The sequence below is a fragment of the Paenibacillus sp. FSL P4-0184 genome (genome assembly GCF_038004625.1).
Taxonomy (GTDB): domain Bacteria; phylum Bacillota; class Bacilli; order Paenibacillales; family Paenibacillaceae; genus Paenibacillus_AQ.
The window spans coordinates 4465346-4482662 of the sequence record NZ_JBBORN010000001.1 but is presented as its reverse complement, the minus strand read 5'-3'; the positions used below and the strand labels follow the sequence as shown (position 1 = coordinate 4482662).

Sequence of the window (17317 nt, the reverse complement as noted above, 5' to 3'; positions counted from 1 at the left end):
TAGATTATTTATATTCATAAAGACCTGTCCAAATGTCCACCGAACGTTCGATCGGATCGTATTCTACATCATATCCGAACGTTTCGGATATAAATCGGAGAGGAACATAGGTCGCGTAACCGTATAGATGAGGTGGGCTATTCATCTGCACAGCTTGTCCATTAATGTAGGCTGTATGATCGTCGATGGTCATCTTCAGAGAAAGTCCATTTTTTTCAGCGGTAATCGTGCGAGTTGCCTTGTTCCATTCTACCCTGGCTCCAAATAACTCAAAGAGATAACGCATGGGCACTTCTGAAATGCCATTCACAATGTTTAGCGGCGGTGCTGATAGAAGTGGCATATCATCAATGTTCAACTGATACAGGAATGGGCTTGTCTTAAAGGTCCATTTTTTCACTAGCATTTCGCCACCAGATTGAAATGAAACCTCCGCGGTATACTCCCGATCCCCCCTCAACTGACGCTGCGCTGTTAATACATACCCGTAACCAGAATTGAGTTTCTTCACACTAAGCGGGATACTAATGTGGCGGTTGCCTGCCTGTGTGCTTAGTTTAGCCTTTATGTCCGCTACATCCCGTAGACTACTAAAGACCGTAAGTGTTGTAGCTTCTCCTTGAATTAACTGCTGTGCATTCATTTTGTAAATGTTGCCTGACCACACTCCCGTCATTCCATCATAAGGAAATACGCTCGCAGTCGCTGGTGTAATCATTACGCCTTCTGACTTCACAGCACCAACAATTACGGTAGACTTACCCACTCGTGCAATGCCAATAGAAGCAACTGCCGGGGTCAGCATCACTTCCCTGCGATCATGCATAACTGCTAGCTCGTTAATCTCTGAAGCCATATCAAATTCATCATAGGCCCGCTCTTTCATATATACGGTTTCCATAATTCCCGGTACTTCTCCGCTAAAACCCGAAGTTAATACTCTCTCTTTAGGCGTTTGTTGGGTAAAGAACTCACGACCTTTCACTTCTATAGATAAATCGCCTTCAGACTTTATCGTAAAATTAGCATTAGCGTAGCGAGCATGATTAATCGCCGCCTTAACGAGGGCAGGATCAAGTTTCACATCATCCAACCCCATTTGTTGCCGAATTTTATTAATCGAAGCTAGTGCTTTTAGTTGCTCCGCACTACTAGTTCCGTCAAACAATACTTTTGCGGCTTGTATCTTTGTGACATCAATCAATGGAGTGATTGCCATAAGCAGCAAGACGCCTATAAGTATCCATTTTTTACGCATAGTTCCCCTCCTCAAAATTCCATATCTTGTTAGACGACATTCTCTAAAAAAGGTTTCTGAACAGTGGGACATAAATAACAAAAAAAACACTCCGTAATTGAGATTCGCCTCATTAGTTAAACACAAACCGAGGCGCATTTCATTATAGAGTGGTTTCTCCATATTATTCTTATGGTTTCTGTATAAAGAGTTGTGTCCAATAATGTTGATATTGACTAGTAGCTGTTCCCCCTACATAACCAACCCCAATATCCGTAAAGCGAGGATCCAAAATATTAGCTCTATGACCAGCACTATTCATCCACGTTCTCATTACTGCTTCAGGTGTTGCTTGCCCTGCTGCAATATTTTCTCCATAAGCACGCCAAGCCACTCCAAATCGATCTAACATTTGAGATGGGGTGCCATAAGTTGGAGAGGTATGGCTAAAATAATTATTATCCCTCATATCTCTTGATTTCAAAACTGCAAGATCAGTAAGCTGCGTATTTAGAGTTAAGGCAGCAATTCCTCTACTCGTCCGTTCTTCGTTGACCAATCTAAATACTTGTAGTTCAAACGCATTAGCTTGTCTAATATGAATTCTTGACCGCCCTACTCTTTTCGTCGGTTTACTCGAAGTGCGTTTCAGCGTTGATCCTTTAGAAAGTGAACTCTTGACTCCTCTTATTGATGATATTCTTTTTCTCATAAATTCCCCTCCAGCAATGTATTTATAACAATATATTGTGGAAGAGATCTTCACGCTTGTACTAAAATCTATAAATTTTTAATAGATCTACTATTCGTGAGCTAGTACCGAGGAATTATTAACTTGATTTTTCTTTAACTTGACTTGTATTAGTTACTTTATGTTAATATAAACAAATCATGAACGTTGATATATCATCTATATTTTGATTAGGAGAGATCACATGGATTCCAAAGACCCACTAGGATTAGTGATTCGAGATTTACACTTAGAAATAGCCAATTATTTAACGAAATTGCTTGCACCCGTTCGGCTTGCGCCTGAACAACATTTACTTATGGCTTTGTTGCTTGAGAAAGAAGGTCTATCTCAGAACGAGATTGCTAATAAACTTGGGAAGGATAAAGCCAGTGTTGCCCGAATGATCGCTAGCTTAGAGAACAAAGGGTACATTCATAAAGTAACAAGTATGCAAGACCGTCGTTCGGTAAATGTTTTTGTCACAGACGAAGGCAGGAAATTAGAGACTACAATCAATGAGGTGACAATTAAATTAAACGAAATTATAGCGACAGGATTCTCTCCTGCGGAGTACTCAGCGCTAAAAACTTTGTTAACTCGTGTGCAGAATAATGTAAGTGAGGCATAAATGCATATCCTCCGCTCTATAGTTGACATATCATCTATTCTTCAAAAATAATACGAATCAATTCTGAAAAGAGGTTTATCCCTATCATGGAATCAACAGCAGCTGTTCAAGTTAAACGTCCCGCCCTAATGGCCTTCTCCCTTATGCTAGGAGCATTCGTCGGGCTATTTAGTGAAACCGCCTTAAATATGGCTTTTACCAACTTAATGGATGAATTTTCAATCAACGCCTCAACGGTTCAATGGCTAACCACAGGATATTTACTTGTATTAGGTATCCTCGTTCCGATATCCGCCCTATTAATGCAATGGTTTACCACTAGACAATTATTCACAGCATCCTTGTTATTATCTATCATTGGTACTTTAATTGCTGCCCTCTCCCCCAATTTCACCTCCTTATTAATTGCGCGTTTAGTGCAAGCCATGGGAACTGGTTTATTGCTGCCCCTAATGACGAACATTATTCTAATAATTTTCCCTGCACATAAACGTGGAACTGTCATGGGGATGATGGGACTTGTTATTATGTGCGCACCGGCCATCGGGCCAACTTTGTCTGGTTTGATCGTGGATCATTTTGGCTGGGAGTTTATCTTTTGGACAAGTTTACCTTTATTATTATTTACATTTGGATTCGGATTAACATTTATCAAAAATGTAGCCAAAATCTCTAAACCTAAAATAGATATTTTATCCATTCTACTTTCTACTTTCGGATTTGGTGGCATCGTATTTGGATTTAGCAACATCGCTGATCATGCTTTAAGTGAAATCATTGTCTATCTGCCTCTTATCGTTGGTGTCATCAGCTTAATCCTGTTTGTATTAAGACAGTTTAAGTTGGAAACGCCGATGCTAAATTTACGAGTGTTTAAATATCCTATGTTTACAATAGGTCTGATAATGGTCTTTTTAGGAATGATGATCATTTTATCCTCTGCCATTTTATTACCGTTATATTTAAAAGGAGGTTTATTGTTATCAGCTACAGCTGCAGGAATTCTACTCCTTCCAGGCAGTGTGATTAACGGAGCTATGGCTCCAGTTACGGGTAGAATATTTGATAAATTCGGTCCAAAATTATTGCTGCCGCTTGGATTCTCCATCGCAACCATTGCAGGTTTTCTATTTACAAGCAATTCTACTGAAACCAGTAACCTGACCTTTATTTTAATACACTGCGCTATGTTTATCGGATTAGCTATGGTCATTATGCCCGCTCAAACCAATGGCTTAAATCAATTACCCGTGAAATACTATCCGGATGGTGCTGCTGTTATGAACACACTTCAACAAATCGCAGGTGCTCTTGGTACAACGTTCGCTGTTACACTAATGTCTAGCGGACAAACACGATTCGCTAATACACATCCAACTGCTGCACAGGCTGAAATTTTAACCGCAGGAATTACACATGCATACTTATTTATCGCAGCAATTGCAGTTATCGGATTAATTTTATCGTTATTTGTGAAGCGTATTAGAGTTTATTAATTTTAATCAAAAAAGACAGTGGACATAAGCTGTCCGCTGTCTATATTTTAATCAATAGTTTTTTCATAAAATACTAAAGTTAATTTATCGTTTATTCGCTTTGTTTCTTCCGTTCGTTTATATCCTACCTTTTCATATAAATAACAGTTCCTCTGCTCTTGCTCAATACTATCCAGCTCCCATTTTTTCGCGTCATTATATCTCTGTTCAATAATTGCAAAAACCTGTTGGGCGATCCCCATCCCCTGGTATTCTGGCATAATAAATATGGGGCTGACACGATAAGTATTGTTTTCCTTTTTAACGATTCGGACACCGCCCACAGCAATATCAGAAGTCTTAATTATTTAATACTCTGTAAAAGACTGATTAATTCGGTTTATCATTTGTTCTACGGATTCATTGGCTGGGCTGGTTTCATAATCCTTATATTTCTCCAGTAATGGCATAAAGGCTTTGACTTGCATTTGATGAATAAATTCCGCATCACTTACGTCTGCTTTACATAAAGAAATCCCCATAAAGATGTACCTCCATTAAAATATATTACTATTAACAAGGTTTATGGTTTGTTTTTAGGTATGATATAGAGTGATCCGTCTTCCTTGTATTCAGCATAAGCAATGTCCTCAACGCGTTTATAACCTTGCTCCTCGATCCATTCCTGGATCTGTATCTTATTCATCGTTCTGCCACGCATCGAATCTTCCAGCAGCCTACCTTTATCAATAACTGTAATGGAAAAAGAGGAAGACTGCTCCGATTGCTCCTCTTCAGACTTGCGCATAACCGACAGTGAGCCATTCGTTTCGAGCAGAGCATACTTCACTTCACTTAGAGAAAAAATATTCTGCTGCCGCAGCATAAACAGCAGTTGGGTAAACTCAATATCGTATTTCTCCATCAAATCCTGATTCACTTTGCCATCGTCAATAAGCAACACCGTCCGGCCTTCCGCCATGTTCCCGAACTTCACAAAATGGGTCGTTGCCTTTTCAAACAAATAAGAAAAAGCGGTCCAGATGAAAAGCCCAAAAAGCAGATGCCAGATCTTCACCTCATCATCGTATATCGTATTCCCTACAATCTCACTTAAAATCAATGATGACAAGAAATCGAGAGGTGTCAATTGGCTAAGCGTCTTGCGGCCAGTAATAAAGGTAATGATCCACAAACCAAAGAAACTAATGATCAGTTTGACACCTATAGTTACAAATATCTCCATTACTGCACCCCCAGATGGGACTTCGCACAGGGTCGTTGCCCTTATGACACGAAATCCATTCATGAAAGGTATTACACACTCCTAGTGGGGGATAAACAGCAAACGAGACGCTCTGCAACTTGCCCTTATGTTGGAATGGTGATAAGGAACGTTGTGCCTTTGCCTTTTTCACTATCAACTTCAACAATGCCCTTCACTTTATCAATGGTACTGTAGACCATAAGCATCCCCAGTCCCGTACCTTCAGCTTTGGTCGAATAATACGGTTTACCGAGACGCGATATTTCTTCCTTTGTCATTCCAATGCCAGTATCGCGAATACTGATAATAATATTTTGTTTTTTTTCCGAAATATCGATGAACAGCGTACCACCGTCCTTTTCCTTCATGGCTTCGATTCCGTTTTTATATAGATTAATAAGACATTGCTGTATTTGGTTCCGATCATAATTTTTGAATAGTGAATTATTAAAATTAAATTTGACCTCTACTTTGTGCATAGTGGCATAAGGCATGATGATATTCTTAGTATATTCTGACTCCTCCTGCATGTTGGAATAAACCATATTATCGGATTGCGGCTTAGCAAATGAAAGATAGTCACTCACGATTTTTTCAGCCCTCTGTAATTCTAATAGAGATAACTCTACGTACTGTTTCTCCTCCCTTGTGATCGTCTTAGATTTATTCAACAGCTGCAAAAAACCGCTGGTCACTGTAAGCGGGTTTCTGATTTCATGTGATACACTTGCCGCTAGCTCGCTCACGACATTTAATCTTTCAGATTGCATAATTCGGTCGCGATTCTTAATATTAGTAATAATCTTTTCTATTAAGATCATATTGATACACATTACCCCGACATGCGTCGTAAAGGCATTTAAGGTGAGAAACCAATATTCCCTATTTAAACTCCCCTGTGTAAAACCTAATATAATTAGGTAAAATCCCATTGTCAGAAAAGAAATTATTGTTGCCGCGATGATGCGACTTTTCGAATCTAGTTTTAGGAACTTTTTACTATATAGAGGAACCAGAATCAGGATTGAAGTGGCGAAAAGAAAGGATTGTAACGTACCCTCTCCACCTACATAGAATCGATAGATATTTAAAAGGATATATAGCGGTAGAACGTTCTTGTATCCACCAAAAAGAGCCACAATAATAAACGGAACATATCTCAAATCAAAAATAAAGCCCATATCGAGTTTAAAAGGTTTGGCTATACAGAGACACATGGTCACTGCCGACAGTAGAACTAGAATCTTACTATTATAAGCAAAAGCACGATTCTCAAAGAAAAGTAGAAAAATTAAGATTGGAAACAATAAAAACAAGAAATTCAAAAGCAAAGTCTCAAACAAGGGATAACTTCCTTTCAGCCTAGTGTTGCTTAAAATACAGCGTACTGGAAAAATACGCTAAAATAATATTATAAGTAAAGTTCCCCTTATTAACTATGTATTTCTCAACCATTTTTTAAATAATAAAAAACAAAAGCACCCTATGGATGCTTTGATGAAGCGATGATTTTTATTGTTTTGTTGTTTGTAGCAATCTTATAATGAGCGATACAAGTACAATTCCTAAGCATATCCCCGTTATAGGTGAAACCACAAGAATACCGATTATATTCCCGCTCGAACTAAAAAATAACTTTATACTGGTCAAAACAACTGCTACAACAACTACTGATGTCCAGAAAACAATCTTTTGTTTCGTAGAAACCGCTGGTATTATCGTTATCGTTTCATGGTGTCGATTCAAAGAACCAATTATCATCCAGGTTAGCATGAGTAATCCGAATGCCGAAAAAGAATGCTGCAGTATTTTATAAAGAGGAAGATTATAAATCATTAGGTCTCTTAGAGGGGAATATCGCTCAACAAAGTAACCATTGAAATGTGTAAATCCATCGATGAACACATGAGTTAAAAAACCAATAATCACAGATAGGATAAACACTACCCAGCCCTTAGGATTCAATCTCCACTTGCTTAAGGTATTGTATGCTCGTTGATCAATATTATAGTTTGAAGGAAGATGCAATACTAATATTTCCTTTACGATGACATGAAAAATCACTGCAAGGATCACACATAGGGGAATCGCCTGCAAAAATAGTCCTGTTATAGAATGGCCTATACTTTGATAGGGCTCAAGCATAATAAAATACTCAAAATCAGGCGACATACTTCCTAATATCAAGCCTGTAATACTAAAATATTTTGGTTTCACATATTTAAACGGAAGTGCAAATATAGGATGAGCAAAGGTAAAAGGCATAACCATCTCCTAGTGTTATTTATAACTTCTTAGCAACAAAGGTAATACAATCTGTTGTAAGTTTTACAGCTTGTCCGTTTCTTTCAATTTCATATTCTAATTGTTTTACAAATTGATGTTGAACTTCCCATTCAGTGTACTGATGAACTAATAAGTCCAGCATTTTTTCTGTAGATAAATTCACTTCAAACATTGGATCTAATTCTTGTCCATTTTCAAGGTTTACCTCTTGTATGTTCGATCCGATAATAATGCAATTGGTCCCATTTGTTTTTGTTCCACAAATCATTTCATTAAGTTTTCTGTGAAGTACCTTCTCCGAACTTACATGTTCCAAAGAAGACACTGCTAAAATAATATCATACTCCTCCTTATCGATAACGAAATGTTCAATGTCTGATAATCTTGTCACAATAAAGGGTTCGACCCCAAATTTCTGACTATAACTCTCTAATTTTTCTATGGCCGACTCTAATAAATTCACGCAAACAACCTTACCATTTCGATTTTTCATGGATTCCGCTATGGGTATACTATTCCTACCAATCCCAGATCCTAAATCTAGTACACTTAAATATTCTTGATCAGTGTACGCTTCTAATAGATCGATTGCCGTTTGTACAGGTCTATATAGCCAGGAACCTGGCTCGAATAAATTATAACTATCGTAACACATATCATGATATCTCTTCTCTTCCGTTCTAATATTCGCTACTCTTTCCATATCACACCTCGGGCTTTCTAAATCAAGCATTATGCTGAAGAAACTACCTTTGAAAAGTATAAAGCAAATCAAAGTCGCAATACGGTTGTTAGCTCTTCTTCAATAATTTCGCCGCTGTCACGGAAACCGAAGCTTTCATAGAGCCTTTTAGCGGGCAAGTTATCAGCCTTATAAGAAATCCAGCAATATTGTGCGGGGCCTGCCGGTAAAGTGCGGATAAATTCTAAAATTCTTGTCATGGCTTCTCGGCCGTAGCCCTGATTCTGGTATCGTTTATCAATCATTAGTCGCAGGATACAATAGCTATCATTTACAAAGGATGGCACTTCATATCCAGTAATACCATAAGTCATCATCACAAAACCAACCGGCTCTTCATCCGCGTAAATCGCAAACGGAAATGGATGACCACCATTGGTTACAAGGACATAACACGAAGCCATGCTTGATAAATTGGACGCTACGAAGCGACGTTGATCGTCTGAAACCTCCAAATTGAAAATAGCACGTCGGTTTTCTAGTGTGATCTTTCTGAGAGTAATCATGCCGGGCTTCTCCTTTCATATCTAAATTATTGAGTTTGGATATTATATCATCAATTTCCATGTTTTGTAGCGAAAGTCTGCCCACTAGCTAAAAAAGGCTACCGTTCAATCGGTAGCCAGGATGAAGTACTTATGTCTTTTATTTCCCTAGAAATCCACCTTCAGACTTAATCACTTGCCCCGTAATCCACTGCGAATCATCACTCGCTAAGAAACTAATGCCTCTAGCTGCATCTTCTGGCAAACCGATTCTTCCCATTGGAAACATAGGTAAAAAATGAGTTTTCATCTCATCCGTTATCCACCCGGAATCCGTAGGACCCGGATCAAAACCATTGACTGTGATATGAAGCGGAGCTAAACCAACAGAAAGAGGTTCAATTAATCCAATTAATGCACCCTTTGTCAATATATAAGCCAGGTTATCAGGGTCAGGCCCTTTAGAAACCATAAAAATAATTCTACCTGGAGTCCCCTTTGAATGATTCTTTTCGAATCTTCTGGCAAATTCAGTACTGAGTAAAACCGTGCCACGATTGTTCACTACATAGTGTTGATCTAACGAAGTGATGCTCAGGTTCTGATAATTCGTGGGCACGCAATAAGCTGCATTGTTAATCAAAATGGAAGCATTTCCTAAAGTTTGTTCTACCTGATCCATAATCTTTATTGAGATTTCAGGATTGGAAAAATCTGCTTCCATGTGACTCGCCCTGACTCCCAAGCTTTTCAGTTCTGCACAAAGTTGCTCCGGCCATTCCTTTTCTCCACCATTCCCTTCCGTTTCATCAAAAGGATGCCAATGCGTAAAGAAAATATCTGCCCCCTGGCTTGCAAGTGAACGGCATATGGCTGTTCCAATTCCTGTGGATCTGCTTGCTCCAGTAACGATTGCTATTTTATTTTTCAATGAGTTCATCTATAACACCTCCGATCATTAAGTAGAAGGATAGAAAGGTAGGAATACATAGACATTAGCAGATGCAACAAACTTATACTATAAAAAAATAGTGTGAATTCCTTCCTTCAGCTTCGTTCCTCTACAAGTTCTAACGCCCTGTTCTTCTCATCAAACTTACTGTTATGTGAGGAGACCTGCGCTCTTGTTGACGCATCCGGCTCGATATACAACTTGGCGCTGTTCACGGCTAACGCTGCATCCGTAAAAGCTCCAGCAATAAGATAAAGCTTGCTGCCGTAATTTGCCGTATCTCCAGCCACGAACACTCCTGGAAGATTGGTTGCCAGCTTCTCGTCCGCATTAAAATTCCTATCCTCTCTCACTAACCCCCAATCCACAATAGGACCTAAATCCCCGCGTAGCCCATGATTAATTAGGACGGCATCCACCGCAAGACGCTCCTGTTCTGTTTCATCCGTCCATTCCCCATCCGCATTTAATGGAGCGATTGAAACAGCATAAAGGCGATTGCCATTCCCGTATAAATTCTTAATGGCATATGGCGTAAGAACTTGAACGTTCGATGCGTTCATCCGCCTCACATTCCGTTCCATACCACTGAATCGATCCCGCCTGTGCACGAGCGTAACCGATGAAGCGATTCCTACTAGTTCATTAGCCCAATCGACAGCTGAATCACCGCCTCCGGAGATTAGCACTCTTTTACCGCGAAAGCTTGCCACATCCGTAACGTTATAATGGAGATTATCCTTTTCGTAATTTTCAGCTCCGGGCAGGTTAAGCTTAGCAAGCTTTAGCGCACCATGGCCTATGGCCAAAATCAGCGTCCGGCTCCAATGCTGCTCTCCGGTCGCAGATGTTATACGCATCGTGCCATCAACCAATCTCACCAACCCGGTAATTTGTTGACCCAGTACAATGGTCGGATCAAAAGTTTGAGCTTGCTGGATCATGAGCTTTGTCAGCTGCGCTGCGCGATTCGGGGCCATGCCGCCGACATCCCAGACGATCTTCTCCGGATACATTAATGTCCTTCCTCCGAGTTCCTCTCTCGCCTCAATCAGTTTCGTCTTCATGTCGCGCATTCCACTGTAAAAGGCAGCATACAACCCCGCCGGTCCTCCACCGATTATAGTTACGTCAAAAAGCTCCAATTTCTGAACCATTCTTTGCCTCCCTCTATTCTCATCCTCTTGAAAGAAGATCTAAATCTTCTTGCGCTTAAACAGCAGATACATGAAAAAAGGAGCTCCAATGCCTGCTGTGAACACGCCTGCCGGAACATCTAGCGGTTGAAAAAGCATTCTTCCTGCCAAATCCGCCAACAGTAGAATGATTGCACCAATTAATGCGGATACCAGGATGATCAGCTTGTAAGAATTTCCAACAAGCATTCTGGCGATATGCGGTGCCATCAATCCGATGAACGATATCGTCCCGGCTACACCAACTGCAGCACCGGCAAGTGCAACGCTATAAAATAAGAGAATCATTCGGCTTAGCTGAAGCCTGCTTCCAAGCCCGCGAGCGACATCCTCACCTAAGGATTGCACATTTAATTCCTTCGCGAGCAGTAGCGATAAAGGAATGAATACCGCTACCCACGGCCACAGCACTTCAATATAACTCCAATTGGTGCCGTAGATGCTTCCCGTCATCCAATTCAGCACTTGTGCGGCCAAATAAGCCGGCCCGCTAATTAGAAGAAACGTAGTGAGCGCGCCCATTGCGGTAGAAATGCCAATGCCGATCAGCACCAGCCGAAACGGCGACACGCCTTTTTTCCAAGCAAATACATAATTAATAGTTGTCGCAACCAACGCGCCGCCGATGGCAATGAACGGTACCCAGTGGATACTGTAGCCGGTCACGAAAGTCATGAAGGCAACCACAGCTACCGATGCCCCTCCGGTTACACCCAGCAGATCGGGCGAAGCGAGAGGATTGCGGATGACGCCCTGTAAAAGCGCACCCGCTACTGCCAATGCTGCGCCAATGAGTATAGCGGCTACTATTCGAGGCAAACGGAACTGCATAATGATCAGGTTACTGGCTTCTGCGTTTCGCCCCGTAAGAGAAGCAAGTACCTCTTTTAATGGTACGCTAACTCCCCCAACGGATAAACTAAGGAGCGACAAGGCGGCAACGAGACAAGTTAAACCTAAAAACAACAAGAACGAATGCTTCGCTATACGCGCTTTAAGCATGCTGTTTCCTCCTAGCCACATGGATCAGAAAGGGAACGCCGATAATCGCCGTTGCGACACCAACCGGAACTTCTCTGGATTCCAGAATAAAGCGCGATGCTAAATCCGCAGTCACCAAAAGGATCGCCCCAACTAATGCGGTATAAGGAAGCAGCCATCTAAAATCATGCCCAACGATGTATCTGCATAAGTGAGGGACAATAAGTCCTATGAAAGCAATCGGACCAGCTGCTGCTACCGAGCTTCCCGCCAATAGTACAATTGCCGTAGCAGACAGCACGCGGACCAGCGTTAGACGCTGTCCCAAGCTCTTCGCGCTATCGTCTCCAATCGCCATAATATTTAACGAGCCCGAGAGTAATAGTGAGATCGTCATTCCTATCGCCATATAAGGCAGAACCATCAGTAAATGCTCCAGATTTCTTCCTTCTACAGAGCCAATCATCCAGAATAGGGCAGATTCCAACGACTGCTTATTAATTAGAATAATGCCGGATGTAATAGAGGAAGCGAAAGCTGCCATACAAGCGCCGGCCAAGGTCAGCTTTACCGGCTCGAAACCGCCTCCTTGCAATCCAAGCGTATAGACGACCACCGATGTTGCGACCGCACCTGCGAAAGCAAGCCAGACCATGCCGCTCATCGTTAACGAGGAACCGAATACGAGTAGCCCGATGACAATAAATAGCACAGCGCCAGCATTTACACCGAAGACAGAGGGCGAAGCCAGCGGATTTCTTGTCAGAACCTGCATAATAGCCCCGGCTACTGCTAAACTTGCCCCCACCAGTGCCGCAATCAGGGTTCGGGGAACACGAACCTTCGTCAGAATAAGATGTTCGTTGGAACCGTTGAATTGACTGTAAGCCAGCCATAGATCTTTCAAGCTGAATTGATGAAGACCGTACAATACACTGCATAACATACTAATTAGAAGTAGAATCGCGCCGACAACTAGGCCGGCGAGCTTTCGCTTGCTTAGGAAAGAACCATTCACGTCTGCACCGAGCCTCCTATTCATTAGAGCAGTCTTAACAACTAAACTGCCGGAATCGTCAACAAGCTGACGCGAATACAGCGCCAGCTTGTTGATTCGATCCGCCTTTATTATTTCACATCAAAGTATTTAACGAGTTCGTCCAGCAACAGATTGGCTGCTTCATATCCGCCTGCCGAGTTCCAGATCGCTTCATCGACTTGAATCACCTTGTTGTTCTTTGAAACGCTCAAATTTTGGAACAACGGATCTTTTTTCCATTCCTCCACGACCTTCGATGCATCGTCCTTGCCCGGAGTCTCCGACACGAAATAGAAGAGCACATCACCATCCATGCTAGGAATCGTCTCTTTGGTCATAACTTCGATAAAGGAGTCTTTATCCTGCGACTCAGGCCGGGCAATTCCTAATTGGCTCAAGAGCACGCCGGAGAACGTTTGCTTCTGATAAATACGCACTTGTTTCGCGGAGAAGCGCACCACCGACACTTTCGTGTCTGCTTTGCTACCGAGCTTCGCCTTTACTTCCGCAACTCGTTTATCGAAGTCCGCCATCGCCTGCGCTCCTTCTTCCTGCTTGTTTAAAGCTTCGGAGTAGAGCTTGAAATTAATCTTCCAATCTCCTGCCAGGTCATCGGAGAATATCGTCGGAGCTATCTGCTTTAATTGGTCGTAGATTTTCTCTTGTCTGACCTTATTACCGATAATCAGATCCGGCTTGAGGCTCGCGATCAATTCAATATTCGGCTGAAGCTCGTCTCCCACAACCGTAACGCCTTCCATGTCTTTCTTGATATGGTCGTACCAAGGGTCACCAATCCAAGACTGAACGGCTCCGACCGGTTTGATGCCCAGTGCCAAAAGTGCCTCTGTTCCTTCATTGGTCAATATGACAACACGTTCAGGGGCGCCGGTAAGCGTTTCTTCCCCCATCGCATGCTTAATCACTCTTGTGTCATTGCTTACATCCGTCGACGGACTCGCAGCTGGACTTGAGGAAGTTGCAACATTATTAGTAGAAGTGCTGTTGCTAGTCGGCGTGACATTCGTTCCCCCTGTCGAGCATGCACTCAAAAAGAGAACGAAACAAAATAATAAGGTTGCTGCCATTGTTGTTCTTGACTTACGATACATCGGTATTTCCCCTTCTCTTTTATATTGATAATGATTCTCAAACTCATTACCAATATAACGTTGCTGCCTTCTAGCAACAATGGGAGATCTGAACACGAAGGATGGATTATTTCGACGCTGCTCCTGTTGCAACGCTGCTTCTTTAAAGCTGGTGGGAGAAACACCCTCGTATTTCTTGAAGATACGGCTGAAATAATAGCTGTCGGTATAGCCTACACTCTCGGCAATTTCCTTCAGCGTGAAATCTGTGGATAGAAGCAACTGCTTCGCTTTGCTCATCCGCAATTGAATCAAATAATCGATCGGGCTCGTTCTCACTTGCTTCTTAAAGGCGTGCAGTAGCTGTCTGGAGCTGCAACTAAGATGTTCAAGCAGCGTCTCAAGCGTTATCGGCTCCCGATAGCGTTCATGAATATAACGAACCGCTTGGGCCACCAAGTCAGGCTTAACGGCTATGATATTCTGGCGTTCCATCTGCTCTAGAATTTCATAAACCATTTGATAAAATATCGCTTTAACTTGAAGCTTATTGAGTAGATCTGAACGATGCCACTCCTTGCTCATGGAGGTGACATGATGGAAAACGGAAATCGGATAATGGGGCTTAAATACATATTGCATTTGAAACGGATTGTGCTTCTCCATCAGCTTGATCGTTTCTTGACGGGATGGTAGTGCTAGTACCGCTTTATACAAAATAATATAGTATTCCAGCAGCTCATCTGCCGTAATATCAAGGTAGAGACCCTTGCCCCCATGGAGCAAGGAAAACCGGCTGATGCGGTGTGCTATGCCGTCCAATTGGAGATGTGCGCTACCTCTAGTCACATATAAGAAGACGCTTGAGGGCATTCTGTACGCATGCTGCTCCTCGCCTTGTTCCATTCTTGTATGTCGTATATCTATGATCTTGATGAATGCCTGATTCCATAGCAAAGCTTGATCATTCAATGTCACCGTCTTGCGCTCCCCCTTCTCTATCACTCCATGTTGAGAGATTTATACCCCCATCATATATGATAATGATTATCATTTACAATGATATTCTCAGAACTATTTTCCAGCGGTGTTACTGACAATGGAACGTAAAAAAGACGAGCAACAGTTGATTCGTTTGCTCGTCTTTTCTATCAAATTTAATAAATGTTTTATTTCCTCCCCATAGCTGATGTGTGTTGAAGGATTTTCGACACACATTCATCTAAGGAAAACTTATCCGTCTCCACGATCACATCCGGGCTAATGGGCTCCTCATATGGAGAATCAATGCCCGTAAAATGCTTGATTTGTCCGGCTCTTGCTTGTTTATATAGACCTTTCGGATCTCTCTCCTCACATACTTCCAAAGGACATTGAACATAAACTTCCTTGTAGGAATCCCCTATGAGAGAACGGACCTTATCGCGTGTAGAGCGATAGGGAGAGATCGAGGCAACGATCACATTCAGGTTCGCATCAAGCAGAATCTTACCAATCTCACCAATTCTTCTGCCAACTTCCAATCGATCCTCTTCGCTAAATTGAAGATCCTGATTAATACCTCTCCTCAATGTATCACCGTCCAGAATGTAGCAATTCTCAATGTGATTTTTCAGTTCCTCTGCAAGCGTAGATTTACCTGAACCCGATAGTCCAGTTAGCCAGATCATTTGATTCATAGATACGTACCTCTTCCTGCTAGATTCTATTGTTAAAATACTTTGTATAGTTATTCTAGCTTAAACACAATTTCAGTACCTGTCCCATCCTTCTTTAAGGGTGAACTAAATTCCCTGAACTCTAATTTAATACCGGAGATATCGTCGGGGAGTTGCGGAGATACTACGTAGTTATAAGCTGCATGCCCTGATGAACTTCCGCCATTCGTCATTCTACTGTCATACGCTTCTCCTATATACAGCTCAAAATGGTTAAGTTTATTGGCATATAATTCAGAGGTAATATCCCAATCTATACTAAGCGTGACAACACTTGCATTACTGTATTGTCGTATAGAGGTCAGTGTATAGAAGAACTCATCTGCCTCAATAGATTGTAGAACAGCAATATGTTTTCTAAAACCCGTTGGCTCGACCATCGGCTTAAAATGATCTTCACTAAATAATGTCCCAAATACCGTTTTCAAAAAATCCTCGTAGAGTTCAAACTTCGCCGCCCAATCTGAAATATACTCAAAAGATGGGAATCCTGGATTATTATCCGAGCGTTCCTTACGTTGTTTTATCAATGCACAAATCTGCTCATCGATATCAGTTATTCTTTGATCGTAATGCTCGGTTGGGCGTATAAACTGCATCCGTTTCATCTTAGTCCTCCTTATTGCAATTCTTTTCATTCATATGCTCATTAGACTAGCGTTACTTCAACAAACTATTTTATACATTTAAACACGAGAAAAAGTGGGATTCTCATCCTTCTCTTATATTCGCCTTCACTATCAAAAAACTGAGGATTTGGTTTACATTCTCTAATATCCTCTATTTTAAATCCTACATTTTTCAGTGACTGAAAATACTCTTCAAAAGTTCTGTGGTACTTAACTACACTTTCTCCAATCCAAGGCTCCATTCTCTTACCCATTTCAAAATAGTTATCGACGGTCCAGTCCGACTTTCTTTCTGAAGTTGTTGCACTTTTCATGGATGATGTTAGAACCGGATGCTGTACACTAAAAATAAACTGACCATTAGGGATAAGCGCACTACGGATACTACCAAAGATTGGTTCTAGGTCTTGTAAATAATGAATAGCCAACCGAGAGATTACCAAATCATATTGCTCTTTTGGGTAATTCCAACTCTCCATAGTAGCATGGTGAATCTCACTTTTAGATGTATTTAACAGTTCTTTTGCCGCTTTGACCATATTACTTGAACCTTCCACACCTTCGTAAAAGATACATCCCTGCTCAAGCAACTCATATCCGAACTTAGCATCCCCGCATCCTAAATCGAGCACCTTTTTCCCAAGTACATCACCCATAAGATCATATATAACCGGCTTTTCAATAATGTTATTTGGGCTATCCGCTCTGTTTCTTCTCAATAAATAGTTATAGAAAAAATCTTCATTGTCATACACCGATGACCCCTTGTAATCCAACAGAATACCTCCTTGCTGTAAGAAAATTCTTTTGGGTAATTTTAGCATTTAAAACAACCTTATACTACCGATAATTTCATTT

Annotated in this window: 17 protein-coding genes and 1 pseudogene; 2 read left to right on the top strand and 16 right to left on the bottom strand. The window is 41.4% G+C overall.

The genetic code is table 11. The features are described from left to right. Window positions 1-4 precede the first annotated feature (4 nt). Both MKY52_RS19700 and MKY52_RS19695 read right to left on the bottom strand, forming a co-directional pair. The gene (locus MKY52_RS19700) at window positions 5-1258 is read right to left on the bottom strand and encodes a stalk domain-containing protein (RefSeq protein WP_341052934.1); all 1254 of its coding nucleotides are present in this window, start codon (window positions 1256-1258) and stop codon (window positions 5-7) included. 169 nt (window positions 1259-1427) lie between these two features. Beyond that, window positions 1428-1949 (bottom strand): CAP domain-containing protein, encoded by a 522-nt coding sequence (locus tag MKY52_RS19695; protein WP_341052933.1) that lies wholly within the window; start codon window positions 1947-1949, stop codon window positions 1428-1430. A 223-nt stretch (window positions 1950-2172) separates the two neighbouring features. On the opposite strand from MKY52_RS19695, the gene MKY52_RS19690 reads away from it, so the two are divergent. Both MKY52_RS19690 and MKY52_RS19685 read left to right on the top strand, forming a co-directional pair. Beyond that, window positions 2173-2598 carry a MarR family winged helix-turn-helix transcriptional regulator gene (locus MKY52_RS19690; protein WP_341052932.1) on the top strand — a complete coding sequence of 142 codons (426 nt, stop codon included), beginning with the start codon at window positions 2173-2175 and terminating at the stop codon, window positions 2596-2598. Window positions 2599-2684: 86 nt separating this feature from the next. Beyond that, window positions 2685-4094 (top strand): MDR family MFS transporter, encoded by a 1410-nt coding sequence (locus MKY52_RS19685; protein WP_341052930.1) that lies wholly within the window; start codon window positions 2685-2687, stop codon window positions 4092-4094. Between the two features lie 47 nt (window positions 4095-4141). On the opposite strand, the pseudogene MKY52_RS30385 reads toward MKY52_RS19685, so the two are convergent. From MKY52_RS30385 to MKY52_RS19610, 14 genes and pseudogenes are all read right to left on the bottom strand, one after another. Continuing rightward, window positions 4142-4615, bottom strand: a pseudogene (locus tag MKY52_RS30385) (GNAT family N-acetyltransferase). 41 nt (window positions 4616-4656) lie between these two features. Next, window positions 4657-5319, bottom strand: coding sequence for a DUF421 domain-containing protein (locus tag MKY52_RS19670; RefSeq protein ID WP_341052927.1), 663 nt, complete (start codon window positions 5317-5319; stop codon window positions 4657-4659). A gap of 125 nt (window positions 5320-5444) precedes the next feature. Then, complete coding sequence (locus tag MKY52_RS19665) at window positions 5445-6683, bottom strand: ATP-binding protein (RefSeq protein ID WP_341052924.1); 1239 nt, start codon at window positions 6681-6683, stop codon at window positions 5445-5447. Between the two features lie 169 nt (window positions 6684-6852). Then, entirely contained in the window at window positions 6853-7605 is a 753-nt protein-coding gene (locus MKY52_RS19660; RefSeq protein WP_341052923.1) for a DUF4184 family protein, read from the bottom strand. A 19-nt stretch (window positions 7606-7624) separates the two neighbouring features. Continuing rightward, window positions 7625-8329 (bottom strand): class I SAM-dependent methyltransferase, encoded by a 705-nt coding sequence (locus MKY52_RS19655; RefSeq protein WP_341052921.1) that lies wholly within the window; start codon window positions 8327-8329, stop codon window positions 7625-7627. A gap of 68 nt (window positions 8330-8397) precedes the next feature. After that, window positions 8398-8874 (bottom strand): GNAT family N-acetyltransferase, encoded by a 477-nt coding sequence (locus MKY52_RS19650; protein ID WP_094874754.1) that lies wholly within the window; start codon window positions 8872-8874, stop codon window positions 8398-8400. 139 nt (window positions 8875-9013) lie between these two features. Beyond that, complete coding sequence (locus MKY52_RS19645) at window positions 9014-9793, bottom strand: SDR family oxidoreductase (protein WP_340971289.1); 780 nt, start codon at window positions 9791-9793, stop codon at window positions 9014-9016. A gap of 107 nt (window positions 9794-9900) precedes the next feature. Continuing rightward, window positions 9901-10962, bottom strand: a complete 1062-nt coding sequence (locus MKY52_RS19640) for an NAD(P)/FAD-dependent oxidoreductase (RefSeq protein WP_341052919.1) — start codon at window positions 10960-10962, stop codon at window positions 9901-9903. A 39-nt stretch (window positions 10963-11001) separates the two neighbouring features. Further along, window positions 11002-12003 carry a FecCD family ABC transporter permease gene (locus MKY52_RS19635; protein ID WP_341052918.1) on the bottom strand — a complete coding sequence of 334 codons (1002 nt, stop codon included), beginning with the start codon at window positions 12001-12003 and terminating at the stop codon, window positions 11002-11004. Then, window positions 11996-13024: a FecCD family ABC transporter permease gene (locus MKY52_RS19630; protein ID WP_379423697.1), complete on the bottom strand. Its 1029-nt coding sequence runs from the start codon at window positions 13022-13024 to the stop codon at window positions 11996-11998. Before MKY52_RS19630 ends, MKY52_RS19635 begins: the two co-directional genes overlap by 8 nt. Window positions 13025-13110: 86 nt before the next feature. Next, on the bottom strand, window positions 13111-15090 hold the full coding sequence (locus MKY52_RS19625) for an AraC family transcriptional regulator (RefSeq protein ID WP_341052917.1): 1980 nt from the start codon (window positions 15088-15090) through the stop codon (window positions 13111-13113). Between the two features lie 191 nt (window positions 15091-15281). Continuing rightward, the gene (gene cysC / locus MKY52_RS19620) at window positions 15282-15821 is read right to left on the bottom strand and encodes an adenylyl-sulfate kinase (RefSeq protein ID WP_341053462.1); all 540 of its coding nucleotides are present in this window, start codon (window positions 15819-15821) and stop codon (window positions 15282-15284) included. 20 nt (window positions 15822-15841) lie between these two features. Then, window positions 15842-16438, bottom strand: coding sequence for a hypothetical protein (locus MKY52_RS19615; RefSeq protein ID WP_341052916.1), 597 nt, complete (start codon window positions 16436-16438; stop codon window positions 15842-15844). Window positions 16439-16503: 65 nt separating this feature from the next. Continuing rightward, complete coding sequence (locus MKY52_RS19610; RefSeq protein WP_341052915.1) at window positions 16504-17235, bottom strand: class I SAM-dependent DNA methyltransferase; 732 nt, start codon at window positions 17233-17235, stop codon at window positions 16504-16506. Window positions 17236-17317 lie beyond the last annotated feature (82 nt).

Bases quoted from the DNA above. Each gene is read 5' to 3' on its own strand.
- MKY52_RS19700 (WP_341052934.1), bottom strand. From the start codon at position 1,258: ATGCGTAAAAAATGGATACTTATAGGCGTCTTGCTGCTTATGGCAATC.
- MKY52_RS19695 (WP_341052933.1), bottom strand. From the start codon at position 1,949: ATGAGAAAAAGAATATCATCAATAAGAGGAGTCAAGAGTTCACTTTCT.
- MKY52_RS19690 (WP_341052932.1), top strand. From the start codon at position 2,173: ATGGATTCCAAAGACCCACTAGGATTAGTGATTCGAGATTTACACTTA.
- MKY52_RS19685 (WP_341052930.1), top strand. From the start codon at position 2,685: ATGGAATCAACAGCAGCTGTTCAAGTTAAACGTCCCGCCCTAATGGCC.
- MKY52_RS19670 (WP_341052927.1), bottom strand. From the start codon at position 5,319: ATGGAGATATTTGTAACTATAGGTGTCAAACTGATCATTAGTTTCTTT.
- MKY52_RS19660 (WP_341052923.1), bottom strand. From the start codon at position 7,605: ATGCCTTTTACCTTTGCTCATCCTATATTTGCACTTCCGTTTAAATAT.
- MKY52_RS19655 (WP_341052921.1), bottom strand. From the start codon at position 8,329: ATGGAAAGAGTAGCGAATATTAGAACGGAAGAGAAGAGATATCATGAT.
- MKY52_RS19650 (WP_094874754.1), bottom strand. From the start codon at position 8,874: ATGATTACTCTCAGAAAGATCACACTAGAAAACCGACGTGCTATTTTC.
- MKY52_RS19645 (WP_340971289.1), bottom strand. From the start codon at position 9,793: ATGAACTCATTGAAAAATAAAATAGCAATCGTTACTGGAGCAAGCAGA.
- MKY52_RS19640 (WP_341052919.1), bottom strand. From the start codon at position 10,962: ATGGTTCAGAAATTGGAGCTTTTTGACGTAACTATAATCGGTGGAGGA.
- MKY52_RS19635 (WP_341052918.1), bottom strand. From the start codon at position 12,003: ATGCTTAAAGCGCGTATAGCGAAGCATTCGTTCTTGTTGTTTTTAGGT.
- MKY52_RS19630 (WP_379423697.1), bottom strand. From the start codon at position 13,024: ATGAATAGGAGGCTCGGTGCAGACGTGAATGGTTCTTTCCTAAGCAAG.
- MKY52_RS19615 (WP_341052916.1), bottom strand. From the start codon at position 16,438: ATGAAACGGATGCAGTTTATACGCCCAACCGAGCATTACGATCAAAGA.